16 protein-coding genes are annotated in these 12,487 nt (G+C 36.8%); 15 read left to right on the forward strand and 1 reads right to left on the reverse strand.

Annotated elements, in window-relative coordinates; genetic code table 11:
- Positions 1-33 precede the first annotated feature (33 nt).
- From ribD to M2372_RS22830, 4 genes are all read left to right on the forward strand, one after another.
- Positions 34-1,053 (forward strand): bifunctional diaminohydroxyphosphoribosylaminopyrimidine deaminase/5-amino-6-(5-phosphoribosylamino)uracil reductase RibD, encoded by a 1,020-nt coding sequence (ribD, locus tag M2372_RS22815; protein ID WP_123321468.1) that lies wholly within the window; start codon positions 34-36, stop codon positions 1,051-1,053.
- A gap of 69 nt (positions 1,054-1,122) precedes the next feature.
- A complete protein-coding gene (locus M2372_RS22820; RefSeq protein WP_165852239.1) occupies positions 1,123-1,287 on the forward strand; it encodes a bacteriocin-like protein in 165 nt (54 codons plus the stop codon).
- A 36-nt stretch (positions 1,288-1,323) separates the two neighbouring features.
- On the forward strand, positions 1,324-1,485 hold the full coding sequence (locus M2372_RS22825) for a bacteriocin-like protein (protein WP_185018976.1): 162 nt from the start codon (positions 1,324-1,326) through the stop codon (positions 1,483-1,485).
- A 121-nt stretch (positions 1,486-1,606) separates the two neighbouring features.
- The gene (locus M2372_RS22830; RefSeq protein WP_123321467.1) at positions 1,607-2,212 is read left to right on the forward strand and encodes a YigZ family protein; all 606 of its coding nucleotides are present in this window, start codon (positions 1,607-1,609) and stop codon (positions 2,210-2,212) included.
- On the opposite strand, the gene M2372_RS22835 is transcribed toward M2372_RS22830, so the two are convergent.
- Positions 2,209-2,919, reverse strand: coding sequence for a zinc metallopeptidase (locus tag M2372_RS22835; RefSeq protein ID WP_115971766.1), 711 nt, complete (start codon positions 2,917-2,919; stop codon positions 2,209-2,211). The genes M2372_RS22830 and M2372_RS22835 overlap by 4 nt on opposite strands.
- Positions 2,920-3,024: 105 nt before the next feature.
- Here M2372_RS22835 and M2372_RS22840 point away from each other — a divergent pair, with 105 nt between their 5' ends.
- The 11 genes from M2372_RS22840 to M2372_RS22890 all read left to right on the forward strand — a co-directional run bounded on the left by M2372_RS22840 (position 3,025) and on the right by M2372_RS22890 (position 12,427).
- Positions 3,025-4,158 (forward strand): GTP cyclohydrolase, encoded by a 1,134-nt coding sequence (locus M2372_RS22840; RefSeq protein WP_123321466.1) that lies wholly within the window; start codon positions 3,025-3,027, stop codon positions 4,156-4,158.
- A 55-nt stretch (positions 4,159-4,213) separates the two neighbouring features.
- Positions 4,214-4,390 carry a hypothetical protein gene (locus tag M2372_RS22845; RefSeq protein WP_165852242.1) on the forward strand — a complete coding sequence of 59 codons (177 nt, stop codon included), beginning with the start codon at positions 4,214-4,216 and terminating at the stop codon, positions 4,388-4,390.
- A gap of 69 nt (positions 4,391-4,459) precedes the next feature.
- Positions 4,460-5,509 (forward strand): T9SS type A sorting domain-containing protein, encoded by a 1,050-nt coding sequence (locus M2372_RS22850; RefSeq protein ID WP_123321465.1) that lies wholly within the window; start codon positions 4,460-4,462, stop codon positions 5,507-5,509.
- A 115-nt stretch (positions 5,510-5,624) separates the two neighbouring features.
- Positions 5,625-5,996 carry an NADH-quinone oxidoreductase subunit A gene (locus M2372_RS22855; RefSeq protein WP_045492896.1) on the forward strand — a complete coding sequence of 124 codons (372 nt, stop codon included), beginning with the start codon at positions 5,625-5,627 and terminating at the stop codon, positions 5,994-5,996.
- A gap of 87 nt (positions 5,997-6,083) precedes the next feature.
- A complete protein-coding gene (locus M2372_RS22860; protein WP_002983540.1) occupies positions 6,084-6,644 on the forward strand; it encodes an NADH-quinone oxidoreductase subunit B in 561 nt (186 codons plus the stop codon).
- A gap of 6 nt (positions 6,645-6,650) precedes the next feature.
- On the forward strand, positions 6,651-7,145 hold the full coding sequence (locus M2372_RS22865) for an NADH-quinone oxidoreductase subunit C (protein WP_115971764.1): 495 nt from the start codon (positions 6,651-6,653) through the stop codon (positions 7,143-7,145).
- Between the two features lie 71 nt (positions 7,146-7,216).
- Positions 7,217-8,440, forward strand: a complete 1,224-nt coding sequence (gene nuoD, locus M2372_RS22870) for an NADH dehydrogenase (quinone) subunit D (RefSeq protein WP_047494369.1) — start codon at positions 7,217-7,219, stop codon at positions 8,438-8,440.
- A 104-nt stretch (positions 8,441-8,544) separates the two neighbouring features.
- Positions 8,545-9,054: an NAD(P)H-dependent oxidoreductase subunit E gene (gene nuoE / locus M2372_RS22875; RefSeq protein WP_103291622.1), complete on the forward strand. Its 510-nt coding sequence runs from the start codon at positions 8,545-8,547 to the stop codon at positions 9,052-9,054.
- Positions 9,055-9,150: 96 nt separating this feature from the next.
- Positions 9,151-10,509 (forward strand): NADH-quinone oxidoreductase subunit NuoF, encoded by a 1,359-nt coding sequence (gene nuoF, locus M2372_RS22880; protein WP_123321464.1) that lies wholly within the window; start codon positions 9,151-9,153, stop codon positions 10,507-10,509.
- Between the two features lie 5 nt (positions 10,510-10,514).
- The gene (locus M2372_RS22885; protein WP_123321463.1) at positions 10,515-11,387 is read left to right on the forward strand and encodes a hypothetical protein; all 873 of its coding nucleotides are present in this window, start codon (positions 10,515-10,517) and stop codon (positions 11,385-11,387) included.
- A 41-nt stretch (positions 11,388-11,428) separates the two neighbouring features.
- Entirely contained in the window at positions 11,429-12,427 is a 999-nt protein-coding gene (locus M2372_RS22890; RefSeq protein WP_123321462.1) for a 2Fe-2S iron-sulfur cluster-binding protein, read from the forward strand.
- Positions 12,428-12,487: the final 60 nt, after the last annotated feature.

Below are 12,487 nucleotides of genomic sequence, written 5' to 3' on the forward strand. Positions count from 1 at the left end.
GCAATTTGTCTTCGCTTTTTCTTTTTATACAATATGAATAACGACGAACTATATATTAAAAGATGTATTGAGCTGGCTCAAAAGGCCCTTGGTAACACCTACCCTAATCCCCTTGTAGGAAGTGTAATTGTTTACAATGGAGAAATCATTGGAGAAGGATACCATCATAAAGCAGGTGAAAACCATGCAGAAATCAATGCGATCAATTCAGTGAAAGATAAAAATCTCATTCCTGAATCAACGATTTATGTTTCGCTGGAGCCCTGTGCCCATTATGGAAAAACACCCCCATGTGCTTTAAAAATTAAAGAATTAGGATTTAAAAAAGTAGTCATTGGTGCTATGGACTCTCATGATAAAGTCAATGGAAAAGGAAAAAAGATCATTCAGGATGCAGGAATAGAAGCTATTTCAGGTATTCTTGAAAAAGAATGCATTGAGCTGAACAAAAGATTTTTCACTTACCATGAAAAGAAAAGACCTTATATCGCCCTGAAATGGGCAGAATCCGGTGATGGATTTTTAGATAAAGATTTTAAACCAACTGCTGTATCCAATGCTTTAGCCAATCAGTTCGTCCATCAGCTAAGAGCAGACGAACATGCTATTTTAGTAGGAACACAAACTGCTTTAAGTGACAACCCAAGCCTGACTGTAAGAAACGTTGAAGGAATTAATCCTGTCAGAATTTTAATCGATTTTGATTTAAAGGTTCCTAAAGACTTCAAAATTTACAACAACGAAGCCAGAACATTAGTTTTAAATGCTGTAAAAGAAGGAACAGAAGATCATGTAGAATTCATTAAAATCAAAAAAGAGAACTTTCTGTCTGATTTGATGGAATCCTTATACAGGGAACAAATCCAGTCTGTTATTATTGAAGGAGGCCGTTTCACCTTACAGCAATTCATTGATGCTGATCTTTGGGACGAAGCTATCATCATTAAAAATGAAAACCTGAAATTAGGAAATGGCACAAAAGCTCCGGAATTCAATCATATTCCTTCTAAAACAGAAAACTATAGGGATAATACCATTTCCTTTTTTAATTAAAATAAAAGCATGTTTATCACCCTGAAATGAAATAATTTCTTTACCTTAGTAATATCCAAAAAAATTATCATGAAAAATTTAAAGAAAGTTTTAAGGGAAGACCTGAAAAAAGTAAGCGGAGGTATCGCTCCAAAATGTTGTTCATATTATCCAGCTCAGTGGCAACATTGCTGCCCGACACCATCAAGCATGAGCTGCCCACCACCTTGGGAAGTAGGAAGTTTCCCATGCTAATATTATTAATCCATACAAATTAACCAAACTATTACTATGAAAAATCTAAAGCAAATTAAAAGAGAGAATCTTAAAACCATCAATGGTGGATTAATAAAAATGGAGAACTGTGTGGTCATTTACGGATGTCCACCCAACACAAAACAATGCTACTGGAGAAACTCAGGTGGAGGCGGTGGAGATGTTTATTGTGTATAACAATTGAATAAACACCTATAAAGTATAAACAAGTGTCGTCATTATTTGACGACATTTTTATTATTATTTCTCCAGTTGTAAAGCATTTAATATTTTTGCAAATACAAAGCCGGAATACAGAATGACGTTTGAATACAAAACCATAGAAAAACCTATAGAAAACACCTTATTAAAAGAAAAAGGAAGCAAGTTTATCGGATTTGCTTTCCCGGTTACTAATGAAAAAGAACTGAAAGCTGCATTGGAAAAGATCAGGGAAGAACACCCCAAAGCGACCCATCACTGTTATGCTTTCCGAATGGGATTAAATGGTGAGAATTACCGAGCCAATGATGATGGTGAACCTTCAGGAAGTGCAGGATTACCTATTTACAATCAATTATTAGCCCATGAGATCACTAATGTCTTAGTTATTTCAGTCCGTTATTATGGCGGAACCAAACTAGGCGTTTCAGGTTTAGTGAAAGCTTACAAAGAATCTGCAAAGATCACATTAGAAGAAGCCAATATTATCACAAGAGAACTAGAAACAGAAATTGAGATCCAGTTCAACTTCAATCAGCAGAATACCATCTTTACCCTGCTTTCAAAATTTGAGGCTAAGGTGGTAAACTTTGATGCCAATGAAAACTGCATCCTTACCGCCTCATTAAAACTGGCCCAAAAAGAAAGCATCTCAGAAAAATTATCCGAGATGCAATATGTTTCATTTGAATTTAATGATTAATCCCTTCTTCCGCTGAGAAGCAAAGATCCCCAGTAAAGTAGCTGAGCTAAAGATCCTAAAGCTGCTACAACATATGTTCTCGCTGCCCATCTTAAACTATCCTGAACGCCTACAAATTCTTCAGCAGTTACAGTACCTGTATCTTTAAGCCACTTCATCGCTCTGTTACTTGCATCATACTCCACTGGCAATGTTACAAAAGCAAACAGAGTGGTTACTGCAAACATAGCTACACCAATAGCCAGAATGGCTGTATTTCCGTTAGGATTATCCACTGTTCTGGTAGCCGCCATTATCGCAATACCTGCAATAAGAACAAACTGCATCAGGTTGGAACTTATATTTACAACCGGAACCAATTTGGAACGTAAATTCAACATTGAGTATCCTACTGCGTGCTGTACGGCATGCCCACATTCGTGAGCCGCTACAGCTGCAGCTGCTGCATTTCTCTGCATATAAACCCCTTCTGAAAGGTTTACTGTTTTATCTGCCGGATTATAGTGGTCCGTCAACTGCCCGGGAACTGATATTACCTGAACATCATTAATCCCGTTATCTCTCAACATTTTTTCCGCTACCTCTTTCCCCGAAAGGCCATTTTGGAGATGTACTTTGGAATAATATTCAAATTTTGATTTCAGCCTGGACGAAACCCACCAGCTCACCAGCATTGAAATCCCAATAATGATATAATAACCCGTCATTTTTATTTAGATTTTGTGATCAATTTTTAACCATAATGATATAAAAACTGTGCCAAAGTATCCGATATTATTATTTATATTTGTCCTTAAATTACCTCAAAAAACATGTCTACAATTTCTATTATTGAAGTAAAAACAGCTGGTCAGCTCAAGCAATTCGTAAGATTTCCAATGGATTTATACAAAAATAATCCATACTATGTTCCATCCTTTATTAAAGATGAAATGAAAATTTGGGATGCAAAGGAAAATCCGGCCTTAGATTATTCAGAGTCTAAACAATATCTGGCCATAAAAGACAATAAGGTAGTTGGAAGAATAGCTGTAATTATCAATCATAAGGAAGAAAAGGAATTAGGCATCAAAAAGGTACGATTTGGCTGGATAGATTTCATTGATGATTCTGAAGTTTCCAAAGCTTTAATTCAAATTGCAATTGATTACGCTAAAGAACACAAGATTGACAAGATTGAAGGCCCAATGGGTTTTACGAATCTTGACAAAGCAGGGATGCTGACAATGGGATTTGATAAACTGGCAACAATGATTGGAATTTACAATCATGCATACTACCCAAAACATCTTGAGAATCTTGGATTAACCAAGGAAAAGGAATGGGTAGAATATGAAATGAATTTCCCGAAGGTGCTTCCTGAAAAAGTAGAAAAATTCAGTGGATTAATTGCTCAAAAATATAAGCTCAGTGTTCTCAAATTTAAATCAAAGGAAGAAATTCTCCCTTATGTAGAACCTATGTTCAAATTATTGGACGAAACCTATAAGCATCTTTCTACTTACACGCCAATCTCAGAAGAACAGATCAAAACCTACAAGGAAAAATACTTCCCATTTATTGATAAAAACTATGTAATTTGTGTAGTGGATGAAAACCTGCAATTGGTTTCTTTTGCCATTACGATGCCCTCTTATTCGAAGGCTTTACAGAAGTCAAAAGGAAAGCTATTTCCTTTCGGGTGGTGGCATTTTTTACAGGCCAGCAAGAAAAATGACCGTGCCAATTTTTACCTGATCGGGATTCATCCTGAATACCAAAGACGTGGTGTAACTGCTATTATCTTTAAAGAAATCTTTGTCCGGTTTACAAGCATGGGAATCGATTTTGCTGAAACCAATCCGGAACTGGAGGAAAACAAAAGTGTTCAGCTCCTGTGGCAGGACTATAATCCTGTGAACCACAAGAGAAGAAGAACATATTCGATGATGATAAATAACGGGTGAGATAAAATTACAGCCTCACTCTAAAAACTCTTCCACTCTTAACCCTTTTCACCTCATGAAACCACAACTTATCATTTTCGCTGTTTTAATCGCAGGATTTATTGCTTACAATTTCTTTTTTCAGTCTCAGGATGGAAGGACAAATACAGTAATTAATATTGTTTTCGCAAGTGTTCTTTTTGGATATATTGCATTTATGGCCTACTCTCTTCTTAAAAAAATGAAGAAATAGTTTTTAATTTAAAAGCTACACCTGGTTTATGAAATAATTATTTATTTTTACGAAAGCTATAACCATCACATGAACAAAATATTAAAAAGCTTCTTCGTAGGAATTTTACTTATTTCAACGAGATTATATTCTCAGGAATTTTATGGAAATGCTATTAATATTAATTTGGCAATACCTCCATCCAATAGTGTATTTAAATTCGATGTCTCAACTCCGGCAGAAATTCCTGAAGCTTTTTGCCTACCAACAGTAGATCCAACTGAAGGATATACCGATATGGCATTAGATAAATTCGGGGAGTTTTATTATGTTACCAGCTCCGGATTACTTTACAGGAAAAGCAAAACAGAATCTGGATGCGAATTTTTGGGAGATTTTTCCGATGGTCCGATAAATTCTTTAACCGCTGATTCCGAAAATTATTTATACGCTATAGGAGCTTTTAATAAATTATATCGATACGATACAAGTTCAGGGGTTTTTAGCGAGATCGGTGAAATACCTGCAGACATAATTCCCGGCGGAGATCTTTTCTTTTATGAAAACCGACTTTTTTTAACAACTTCTGGCGGGATAATCGAAATCAATATGGTAAATCCTTTACAAAGCTGCCCGTTTATTAGCCTAGACATACAATATCCTAATCTGTACGCAGGTTTTTCTGTAAATTATGGAACTTATTCTAAAGCGTACGTAATCAGTAATATTTCTCAAAACTCAATCCTGTATGAAGTTGATATGGTGAATAAGCAAATTGGCCCCCCCATAAGAACTTATAATCATCGTATTTATGGTGCCGCTACTGCCTATAACTTAACTTCAAATAATTCTACTTGCTCGCAAACACCTTTAAGCACTCATGAAAATAATGTCAATAATCTTTATTTTAATGTCATTAATCCTACAAAAAACAACATCGTCTGTAAAACTAATATTGACAGAAAACAAATAACTCAAATTCGTTTATTTGATAATACAGGAAGGCTTGTTAAAGATTTTTCAAATCAAAACAGTTTAGAAAATCTAGATATTTCAGGCATAACTCCCGGAAACTATTTACTAACAGTCGCTACGAAAAAAGGTGAAACTTACACAAAAAAAATAATCTCCAAAGGCTAATTTTTATTGATTCTAAATTACCGGTTTTACGCATTTTCATTCCACTTTTAAGCTTATTAATTTCATGCTTTATTGTTTATTCGTTAAATTTGCAAATTGAGATAATAATGCAAAAATGAATTTACCTGAAAGTTATATTCCAATCCTTATCCAGGCTGGTGTAGCAGTAGGATTTGTCGCTGTTTCTTTACTTGGAGCACATTTCTTAGGTCCTAAGCAGAAAAAAGGAGACTCTGTAAAAAACCAAAGCTGGGAATGTGGAGTTCCTAGTGAAGGAAATGCAAGAACGCCATTTTCTATCAAGTACTTCCTGACTGCGGTATTGTTTGTACTATTCGATATTGAAATCGTATTCTTTTATCCTTATGCGGTAAATTTCAGAGAATTCGGTATGGAAGGGTTCCTGGCTGTACTTACGTTCGTTGCGATCTTCTTCGTGGCGTTTTTCTATGTTTGGAAACGTGGAGCACTAGATTGGGACAAGTAGGATAATTAAAAATTAAAAATTATAAATTTTAGATAAGAGACAGTAATAAACATCTTATTCTAAAGTTTAAAATCTAAAATCTAAGAAATGTCAGATAAAAAACCAGTAATAAGAACAGATGCACCTGCTCCCGAAGGATATGAAGGAGAAGGGTTTTTCGCAACAAAACTGAGCAGTGTAATCGGGATGGCAAGAAAGTTTTCACTTTGGCCATTGCCATTTGCAACCTCTTGTTGTGGTATTGAGTTTATGGCTACCCTAAACCCTACTTATGATGCATCAAGATTTGGAATGGAAAGAAACTCTTTCTCTCCAAGACAAGCGGATATGCTGATGGTTTGCGGAACTATATCAAAGAAATTAGGACCAGTTCTTAAAGAAGTATATACTCAGATGGCAGAGCCGAAATGGGTAGTGGCTGTTGGCGCTTGTGCTTCCAGCGGAGGTATTTTTGATACCTACTCTGTACTTCAGGGAATTGATAAAATTATTCCGGTAGACGTTTATGTTCCTGGATGTCCTCCAAGACCAGAACAGATCATTGAAGGAGTAATGCAGGTACAGGCTCTTGCAGAAAGCGAAAGCATCAGAAGAAGAGATATGCCTGAATATCAGAAATTATTAGATTCTTACAACATAAGCAACTAAACGGAAATGACAAACGAATTTGTATTAGAAGCAATCACCAGAGAATTTCCGGAATCTGTTATTTCAAGCTCAGAGCCTTATGGAATGCTGACCATTGAAGTGAAGAAAGAAGATATCAAGAAGATCATTCACTATCTTAAAGATTCAACACTGGAATTTAATTTCCTTACAGATATCTGTGGTATTCATTACCCTGAATTCCCGGATAAGGAAATAGGTGTTGTATACCATTTACATAATATGATGGCCAACTTCAGATTACGTCTGAAGATCTTTATGTCCAGAGAAAATATCGAAGTGGATTCTCTTACTGATCTATATGCCGGTGCTAACTGGATGGAAAGAGAAACGTTTGACTTTTATGGGATTAAATTTAAAGGACACCCGGATCTTAGACCTATTCTGAATATGGAAGATCTTGGATACCACCCAATGTTGAAGGAATATCGACTTGAAGACGGTACAAGAACCGATAAGGACGATAATATGTTCGGAAGATAAATAATTTGAAATTGGATATTTGATATTTGAAATTAAAATTTCAAGTTTCAGATCTCAAATCTACATATATTATGAAAGATAACTCATTATCTAATATACTAAACCAGTACGAAAGTAAGGAACAGATTGACGGACAATTATATACCCTCAATTTAGGACCTACCCACCCTGCTACTCACGGGATTTTTCAGAACATCTTAACGATGGATGGAGAAAGAATCCTTCATGCTGAGCAAACCGTAGGATATATCCACAGAGCATTTGAGAAAATTTCTGAAAGAAGAAACTATTCTCAGATCACTACCCTTACAGACCGTATGAATTACTGTTCTGCACCGATCAATAACTTAGGTTGGCATATGACAGTAGAAAAACTGATTGGCGTTGAAGTTCCAAAGCGTGTAGATTATATGCGTGTTATCCTAATGGAACTGGCAAGAATCGGTGACCACCTGATCTGTAACGGGGTAACCGGAATGGACTCAGGAGCGATTACAGGTCTTACCTACATGTTCATCGAAAGAGAACGTATTTATGATATGTATGAGCAGATCTGCGGAGCAAGAATGACAACGAACATGGGAAGAATCGGAGGATTTGAAAGAGATTTCACCCCTAAATTCCATGAGTTGTTACAGGACTTCTTAAAAACTTTCCCTGCAAGATTTAAAGAATTCGGTACTTTATTAGAAAGAAACAGAATTTTCATGGACAGAACCATCGGTACAGGAGCAATTTCTGCGGAAAGAGCATTAAGCTACGGTTTCACAGGTCCAAACTTACGTGCAGCAGGTGTAGATTACGATGTGAGAGTTGCACAGCCTTATTCTTCATACGAGGATTTCGATTTCATTATTCCTGTAGGAACTTCAGGAGATACTTACGACCGTTTCATGGTTCGTCAACAGGAAATCTGGGAATCCCTAAAAATTATCAAACAAGCATACGAAAACCTTCCTGAAGGACCATTCCACGCGGATGTTCCTGATTTCTATCTTCCTGAAAAAGCAGATGTATATCAGAAAATGGAAGCTTTGATCTACCACTTCAAAATTGTAATGGGAGAAACTGATGTACCGAAAGGAGAAGTTTATCATGCAGTAGAAGGCGGAAACGGAGAATTAGGTTTCTATCTTGTGAGTGACGGAGGAAGAAGCCCTTACAGACTTCACTTCAGAAGACCATGTTTCATCTACTATCAGGCATATCCTGAAATGATTACAGGTTCTGTAATTTCAGATGCCATTGTAACGATGTGTAGTATGAATATTATTGCGGGAGAATTAGACGCATAAAAAGAAGAGGTCAGACATCAGATTTCAGATGTTAGACTCTTCGCTTTACATATAAATTTAAAATCTGATGTCTGAAATCTGGCATCTGAAATCTTAGATAAAAAATGAGCGAAACAATAGCTTTTAAACCGGAAAGTTTAGCACAGGTACACAAAATTATCGCAAGATATCCTGAAGGAAGACAGAAATCTGCTCTTCTTCCTGTACTTCACTTGGCACAGAAAGAATTCGGAGGATGGTTAGATGTTCCTGTGATGGATTATGTTGCCGGACTATTAAGTATCAAACCGATCGAAGTATATGAAGTGGCTACTTTCTATACCATGTTCAACATGAAGCCGGTAGGTAAATATGTTTTAGAGGTTTGCAGAACAGGACCTTGTATGGTTTGTGGAAGCGAAAAGATTCTTGATCATATCAGAACGAAACTGAACATTAAAGACGGGGAAACTACTGAAGACGGTATGTTTACCTTAAAGCCTGCTGAATGTCTTGGAGCATGCGGATATGCACCAATGCTACAGCTTGGAAAGTTCTTTCATGAAAATTTAACGATAGAAAAAGTAGACGAAATCCTTGATCTTTGCAGACAGGGACAACTTGCTTTAGACTAATAATGATTTTAAATCCTGGGTTTAAAATCAGTTAATTTTTAAAATAATTATAAAAAGCTAGAAGCCCAAAGCCAATAGCTAAAAGCATAATAAACAATGAGTAAAAAACTTTTACTTAAAGACGCACATATAGAAGGTATTCGCTACTTTGAAACATACCGTAAACAGGGAGGTTACACAGCGGCAGAGAAAGCCTTGAAAATGACTCCTGATGAAATTCTTGAAGAAGTAAAAGCTTCAGGACTAAGAGGACGTGGTGGAGCTGGATTCCCAACAGGGATGAAATGGAGCTTTTTGGCAAAACCGGAAGGCGTTCCAAGACACCTTGTTGTCAATGCAGATGAATCTGAACCTGGAACATTCAAGGATAGATATTTAATGGAGTTCCTTCCTCACCTATTGATCGAAGGAATGCTGATTTCATCTTTCTGTTTAGGTTCAAATGTTTCTTATATCTACATCCGTGGAGAATATTCATGGATTCCTGATATTTTAGAAGAAGCAATTGAAGAAGCTAAAGCAGCAGGATTTTTAGGTAAAAATATTTTAGGAACCGGTTTCGATTGTGAAATTTATGTTCAGAGAGGTGGTGGAGCATATATCTGCGGTGAAGAAACGGCATTGCTTGAATCCCTTGAAGGAAAAAGAGGTAATCCAAGATTAAAACCACCATTCCCGGCTGTAAAAGGTCTTTGGGAAAGACCAACGGTAGTAAACAACGTTGAATCTATTGCAGCAATTGTTCCAATCATTGATATTACAGGTGCTGAGTATGCTAAAATTGGTGTAGGTAGATCTACGGGTACGAAATTAATTTCTGCTTGTGGAAACATCAACAAACCAGGAGTATACGAAATTGACATGACCATTACTGTAGAAGAATTCATCTACTCTGATGAATACTGTGGTGGTATTAAAGACGGAAAAAGATTAAAGGCTTGTATTCCTGGAGGAAGTTCTGTTCCGATTGTTCCTGCTAATCTATTGCTGAGAACAGTGAACGGAGAACCGAGATATATGAACTATGAATCATTAGCTGATGGTGGTTTTGCTACCGGAACAATGATGGGTTCAGGAGGTTTCATCGTTTTAGATGAAGACCAGTGTATTGTGGATCACACAATGACTTTAGCAAGATTTTATCACCATGAAAGTTGTGGACAATGTACACCTTGCCGTGAAGGAACAGGATGGATGCATAAAATCTTAAAGAAGATTGAAAAAGGAGAAGGAAAAATGGAAGATATCGATCTACTTTGGGATATTCAGAGAAAAATCGAAGGAAACACGATCTGTCCATTGGGAGATGCAGCGGCTTGGCCTGTTGCAGCAGCAATCCGTCACTTCAGAGATGAATTTGAGTGGCACGTGAAAAACCCTGAGTTATCTCAGACTCAAAACTATGGATTAGCACATTATGCAGATCCTATCCCTGCTGTTGAAAAGAATGCATAGGTAAAATGAAAAAGTTATTGGTTGTCGGCTTAATGATGTCGAGTTTTGTTTTCGGACAGAAAAAAGATTCTTTACTAGTAGAAAATAATGCAGACCTGTTTAAAACTCCTGTTTCCAAGAAACCGGAACCTTTAAGCAAAAAAGGTCAGATGTTCGCTTTTTATGGGTGGAACAGAGCAGCGTTCAGTAATTCGGATATCCGTTTTAAAGGAAATGGATATGATTTCCAGCTGAATAATGTAACGGCTCAGGATAGACCTACCAAATTCGGAATTGTCTATTTTGATCCAAGTTGGTTTACTGTAACGCAGTATAATTTCAGAATAGGATATTTTATTAAAGATAATTTAGCACTTGTTTTAGGAATTGACCACATGAAATATGTGATGGACCAGGATCAAACCGTTAACTTTAAAGGACATATTTCAGATCCTGAATATGCAGCCATGGTACAGAACGGGCAAGTGAACCTTGCAGATGAGAAGTTCCTTACTTTTGAACATACAGACGGACTTAACTATGAAAACTTAGGTCTTGAAAAGTATAAAAGCCTTATCAATAAGAAAAATGTTGATTTGGTTTGGTCTTATGGTGCCGGTATCGGATTTATGTTCCCAAAGAGTAATGTAAAGCTTTTCGGAAACGAAAGAAGTGACCGTTTCCACGTTGCAGGTATGGGAACCGATGTAAGAGCCAGTCTTAACTTAGTACTTTGGAACCATGTAATGGTAAGATTAGAAGGAAAGGCAGGTTACATCAATATGTGGGATATCAAAACCACATTGAATAACAAACCAGACAAAGCTCAACAGGATTTTGTTTTCGGACAAATCATGGGGGGAATTGGATATACATTTAATACAAAGAAATATAAATAACAAAGCCTATTGCTTAACGCATAAAGCTTAAAGCATACGATATGAGCGAAGAAGTTAAAAAATTCAAAATAACGATAGACGGACAGACTGCTGAAGTTTTGCCTGGTACTTCTATTTTGGAAGCTGCAAGACAAATCGGTGGTAAATCTGTACCTCCTGCTATGTGTTACTACAGCAAATTAGAAACCAGTGGAGGAAGATGTAGAACCTGTCTTGTAGAAGTTTCTAAAGGATCTGAAGCAGATCCGCGTCCTATGCCGAAGTTGGTAGCAAGCTGCAGAACAAATGTAATGGACGGTATGGAAGTTAAAAACCTTACTTCTGAGAAAGCTCAGGAAGGAAGAAAAGCGGTTACCGAATTCTTATTGGTCAATCACCCGCTGGACTGCCCTGTTTGTGATCAGGCTGGTGAATGTCATCTTCAGGATCTTGGATATGAACACGGAAACCTTGAGACTAGAACAGAATTCGAAAGAAATACTTACGAAGCTGATGATCTTGGCCCGAACATCAAATTGAACATGAACCGTTGTATTCTTTGTGCAAGATGTGTATTAGCTGCCAACCAACTAACAGGTGAAAGAGAGCACGGTATCCTTTTCAGAGGAGATCACGCTGAAATTTCTACCTATTTAAATAAAGCTTTAGATAATGACTTCATCGGAAACGTTATCGACGTTTGTCCTGTAGGAGCATTAACAGACAGAACTTCACGTTTTGCCAGCAGAGTATGGTTTACAAAACCAATGAACGCTTCTTGTAAATGTGATAAATGTTCAGGAAAAACTGTAGTTTGGATGAAAGGTGACGAAATCGTAAGAGTTACTGCAAGAAAAGACCAGTGGGGTGAAGTTGAAGAATTCATCTGCGATACATGCCGTTTCGAAAGAAAAGCATTATCAGACTGGAATATCGAAGGTCCTAGACATATCGACAGACACTCTGTAATTTCATTGAATCATTACCAGAAGCCAAAAGACGAATTGATAATGATTGATAATCCTGGTGCTAAGGAAATCAGTGAAAAAGACGAAAAATAATTTTAATAAAGACAATTAGATTTCAGACACAAGACATCAGACTTAACCTCATATCTAGTA

This window comes from Chryseobacterium sp. BIGb0232 (assembly GCF_024810195.1).
Classification (GTDB): Bacteria; Bacteroidota; Bacteroidia; order Flavobacteriales; family Weeksellaceae; genus Chryseobacterium; species Chryseobacterium pennae.

What these genes read in the sequence shown, in the direction of transcription:
- ribD (WP_123321468.1), top strand. Translation starts at nt 34, where the DNA reads ATGAATAACGACGAACTATATATTAAAAGATGTATTGAGCTGGCTCAA.
- M2372_RS22820 (WP_165852239.1), top strand. Translation starts at nt 1,123, where the DNA reads ATGAAAAATTTAAAGAAAGTTTTAAGGGAAGACCTGAAAAAAGTAAGC.
- M2372_RS22825 (WP_185018976.1), top strand. Translation starts at nt 1,324, where the DNA reads ATGAAAAATCTAAAGCAAATTAAAAGAGAGAATCTTAAAACCATCAAT.
- M2372_RS22830 (WP_123321467.1), top strand. Translation starts at nt 1,607, where the DNA reads ATGACGTTTGAATACAAAACCATAGAAAAACCTATAGAAAACACCTTA.
- M2372_RS22835 (WP_115971766.1), bottom strand. Translation starts at nt 2,919, where the DNA reads ATGACGGGTTATTATATCATTATTGGGATTTCAATGCTGGTGAGCTGG.
- M2372_RS22840 (WP_123321466.1), top strand. Translation starts at nt 3,025, where the DNA reads ATGTCTACAATTTCTATTATTGAAGTAAAAACAGCTGGTCAGCTCAAG.
- M2372_RS22845 (WP_165852242.1), top strand. Translation starts at nt 4,214, where the DNA reads ATGAAACCACAACTTATCATTTTCGCTGTTTTAATCGCAGGATTTATT.
- M2372_RS22850 (WP_123321465.1), top strand. Translation starts at nt 4,460, where the DNA reads ATGAACAAAATATTAAAAAGCTTCTTCGTAGGAATTTTACTTATTTCA.
- M2372_RS22855 (WP_045492896.1), top strand. Translation starts at nt 5,625, where the DNA reads ATGAATTTACCTGAAAGTTATATTCCAATCCTTATCCAGGCTGGTGTA.
- M2372_RS22860 (WP_002983540.1), top strand. Translation starts at nt 6,084, where the DNA reads ATGTCAGATAAAAAACCAGTAATAAGAACAGATGCACCTGCTCCCGAA.
- M2372_RS22865 (WP_115971764.1), top strand. Translation starts at nt 6,651, where the DNA reads ATGACAAACGAATTTGTATTAGAAGCAATCACCAGAGAATTTCCGGAA.
- nuoD (WP_047494369.1), top strand. Translation starts at nt 7,217, where the DNA reads ATGAAAGATAACTCATTATCTAATATACTAAACCAGTACGAAAGTAAG.
- nuoE (WP_103291622.1), top strand. Translation starts at nt 8,545, where the DNA reads ATGAGCGAAACAATAGCTTTTAAACCGGAAAGTTTAGCACAGGTACAC.
- nuoF (WP_123321464.1), top strand. Translation starts at nt 9,151, where the DNA reads ATGAGTAAAAAACTTTTACTTAAAGACGCACATATAGAAGGTATTCGC.
- M2372_RS22885 (WP_123321463.1), top strand. Translation starts at nt 10,515, where the DNA reads ATGAAAAAGTTATTGGTTGTCGGCTTAATGATGTCGAGTTTTGTTTTC.
- M2372_RS22890 (WP_123321462.1), top strand. Translation starts at nt 11,429, where the DNA reads ATGAGCGAAGAAGTTAAAAAATTCAAAATAACGATAGACGGACAGACT.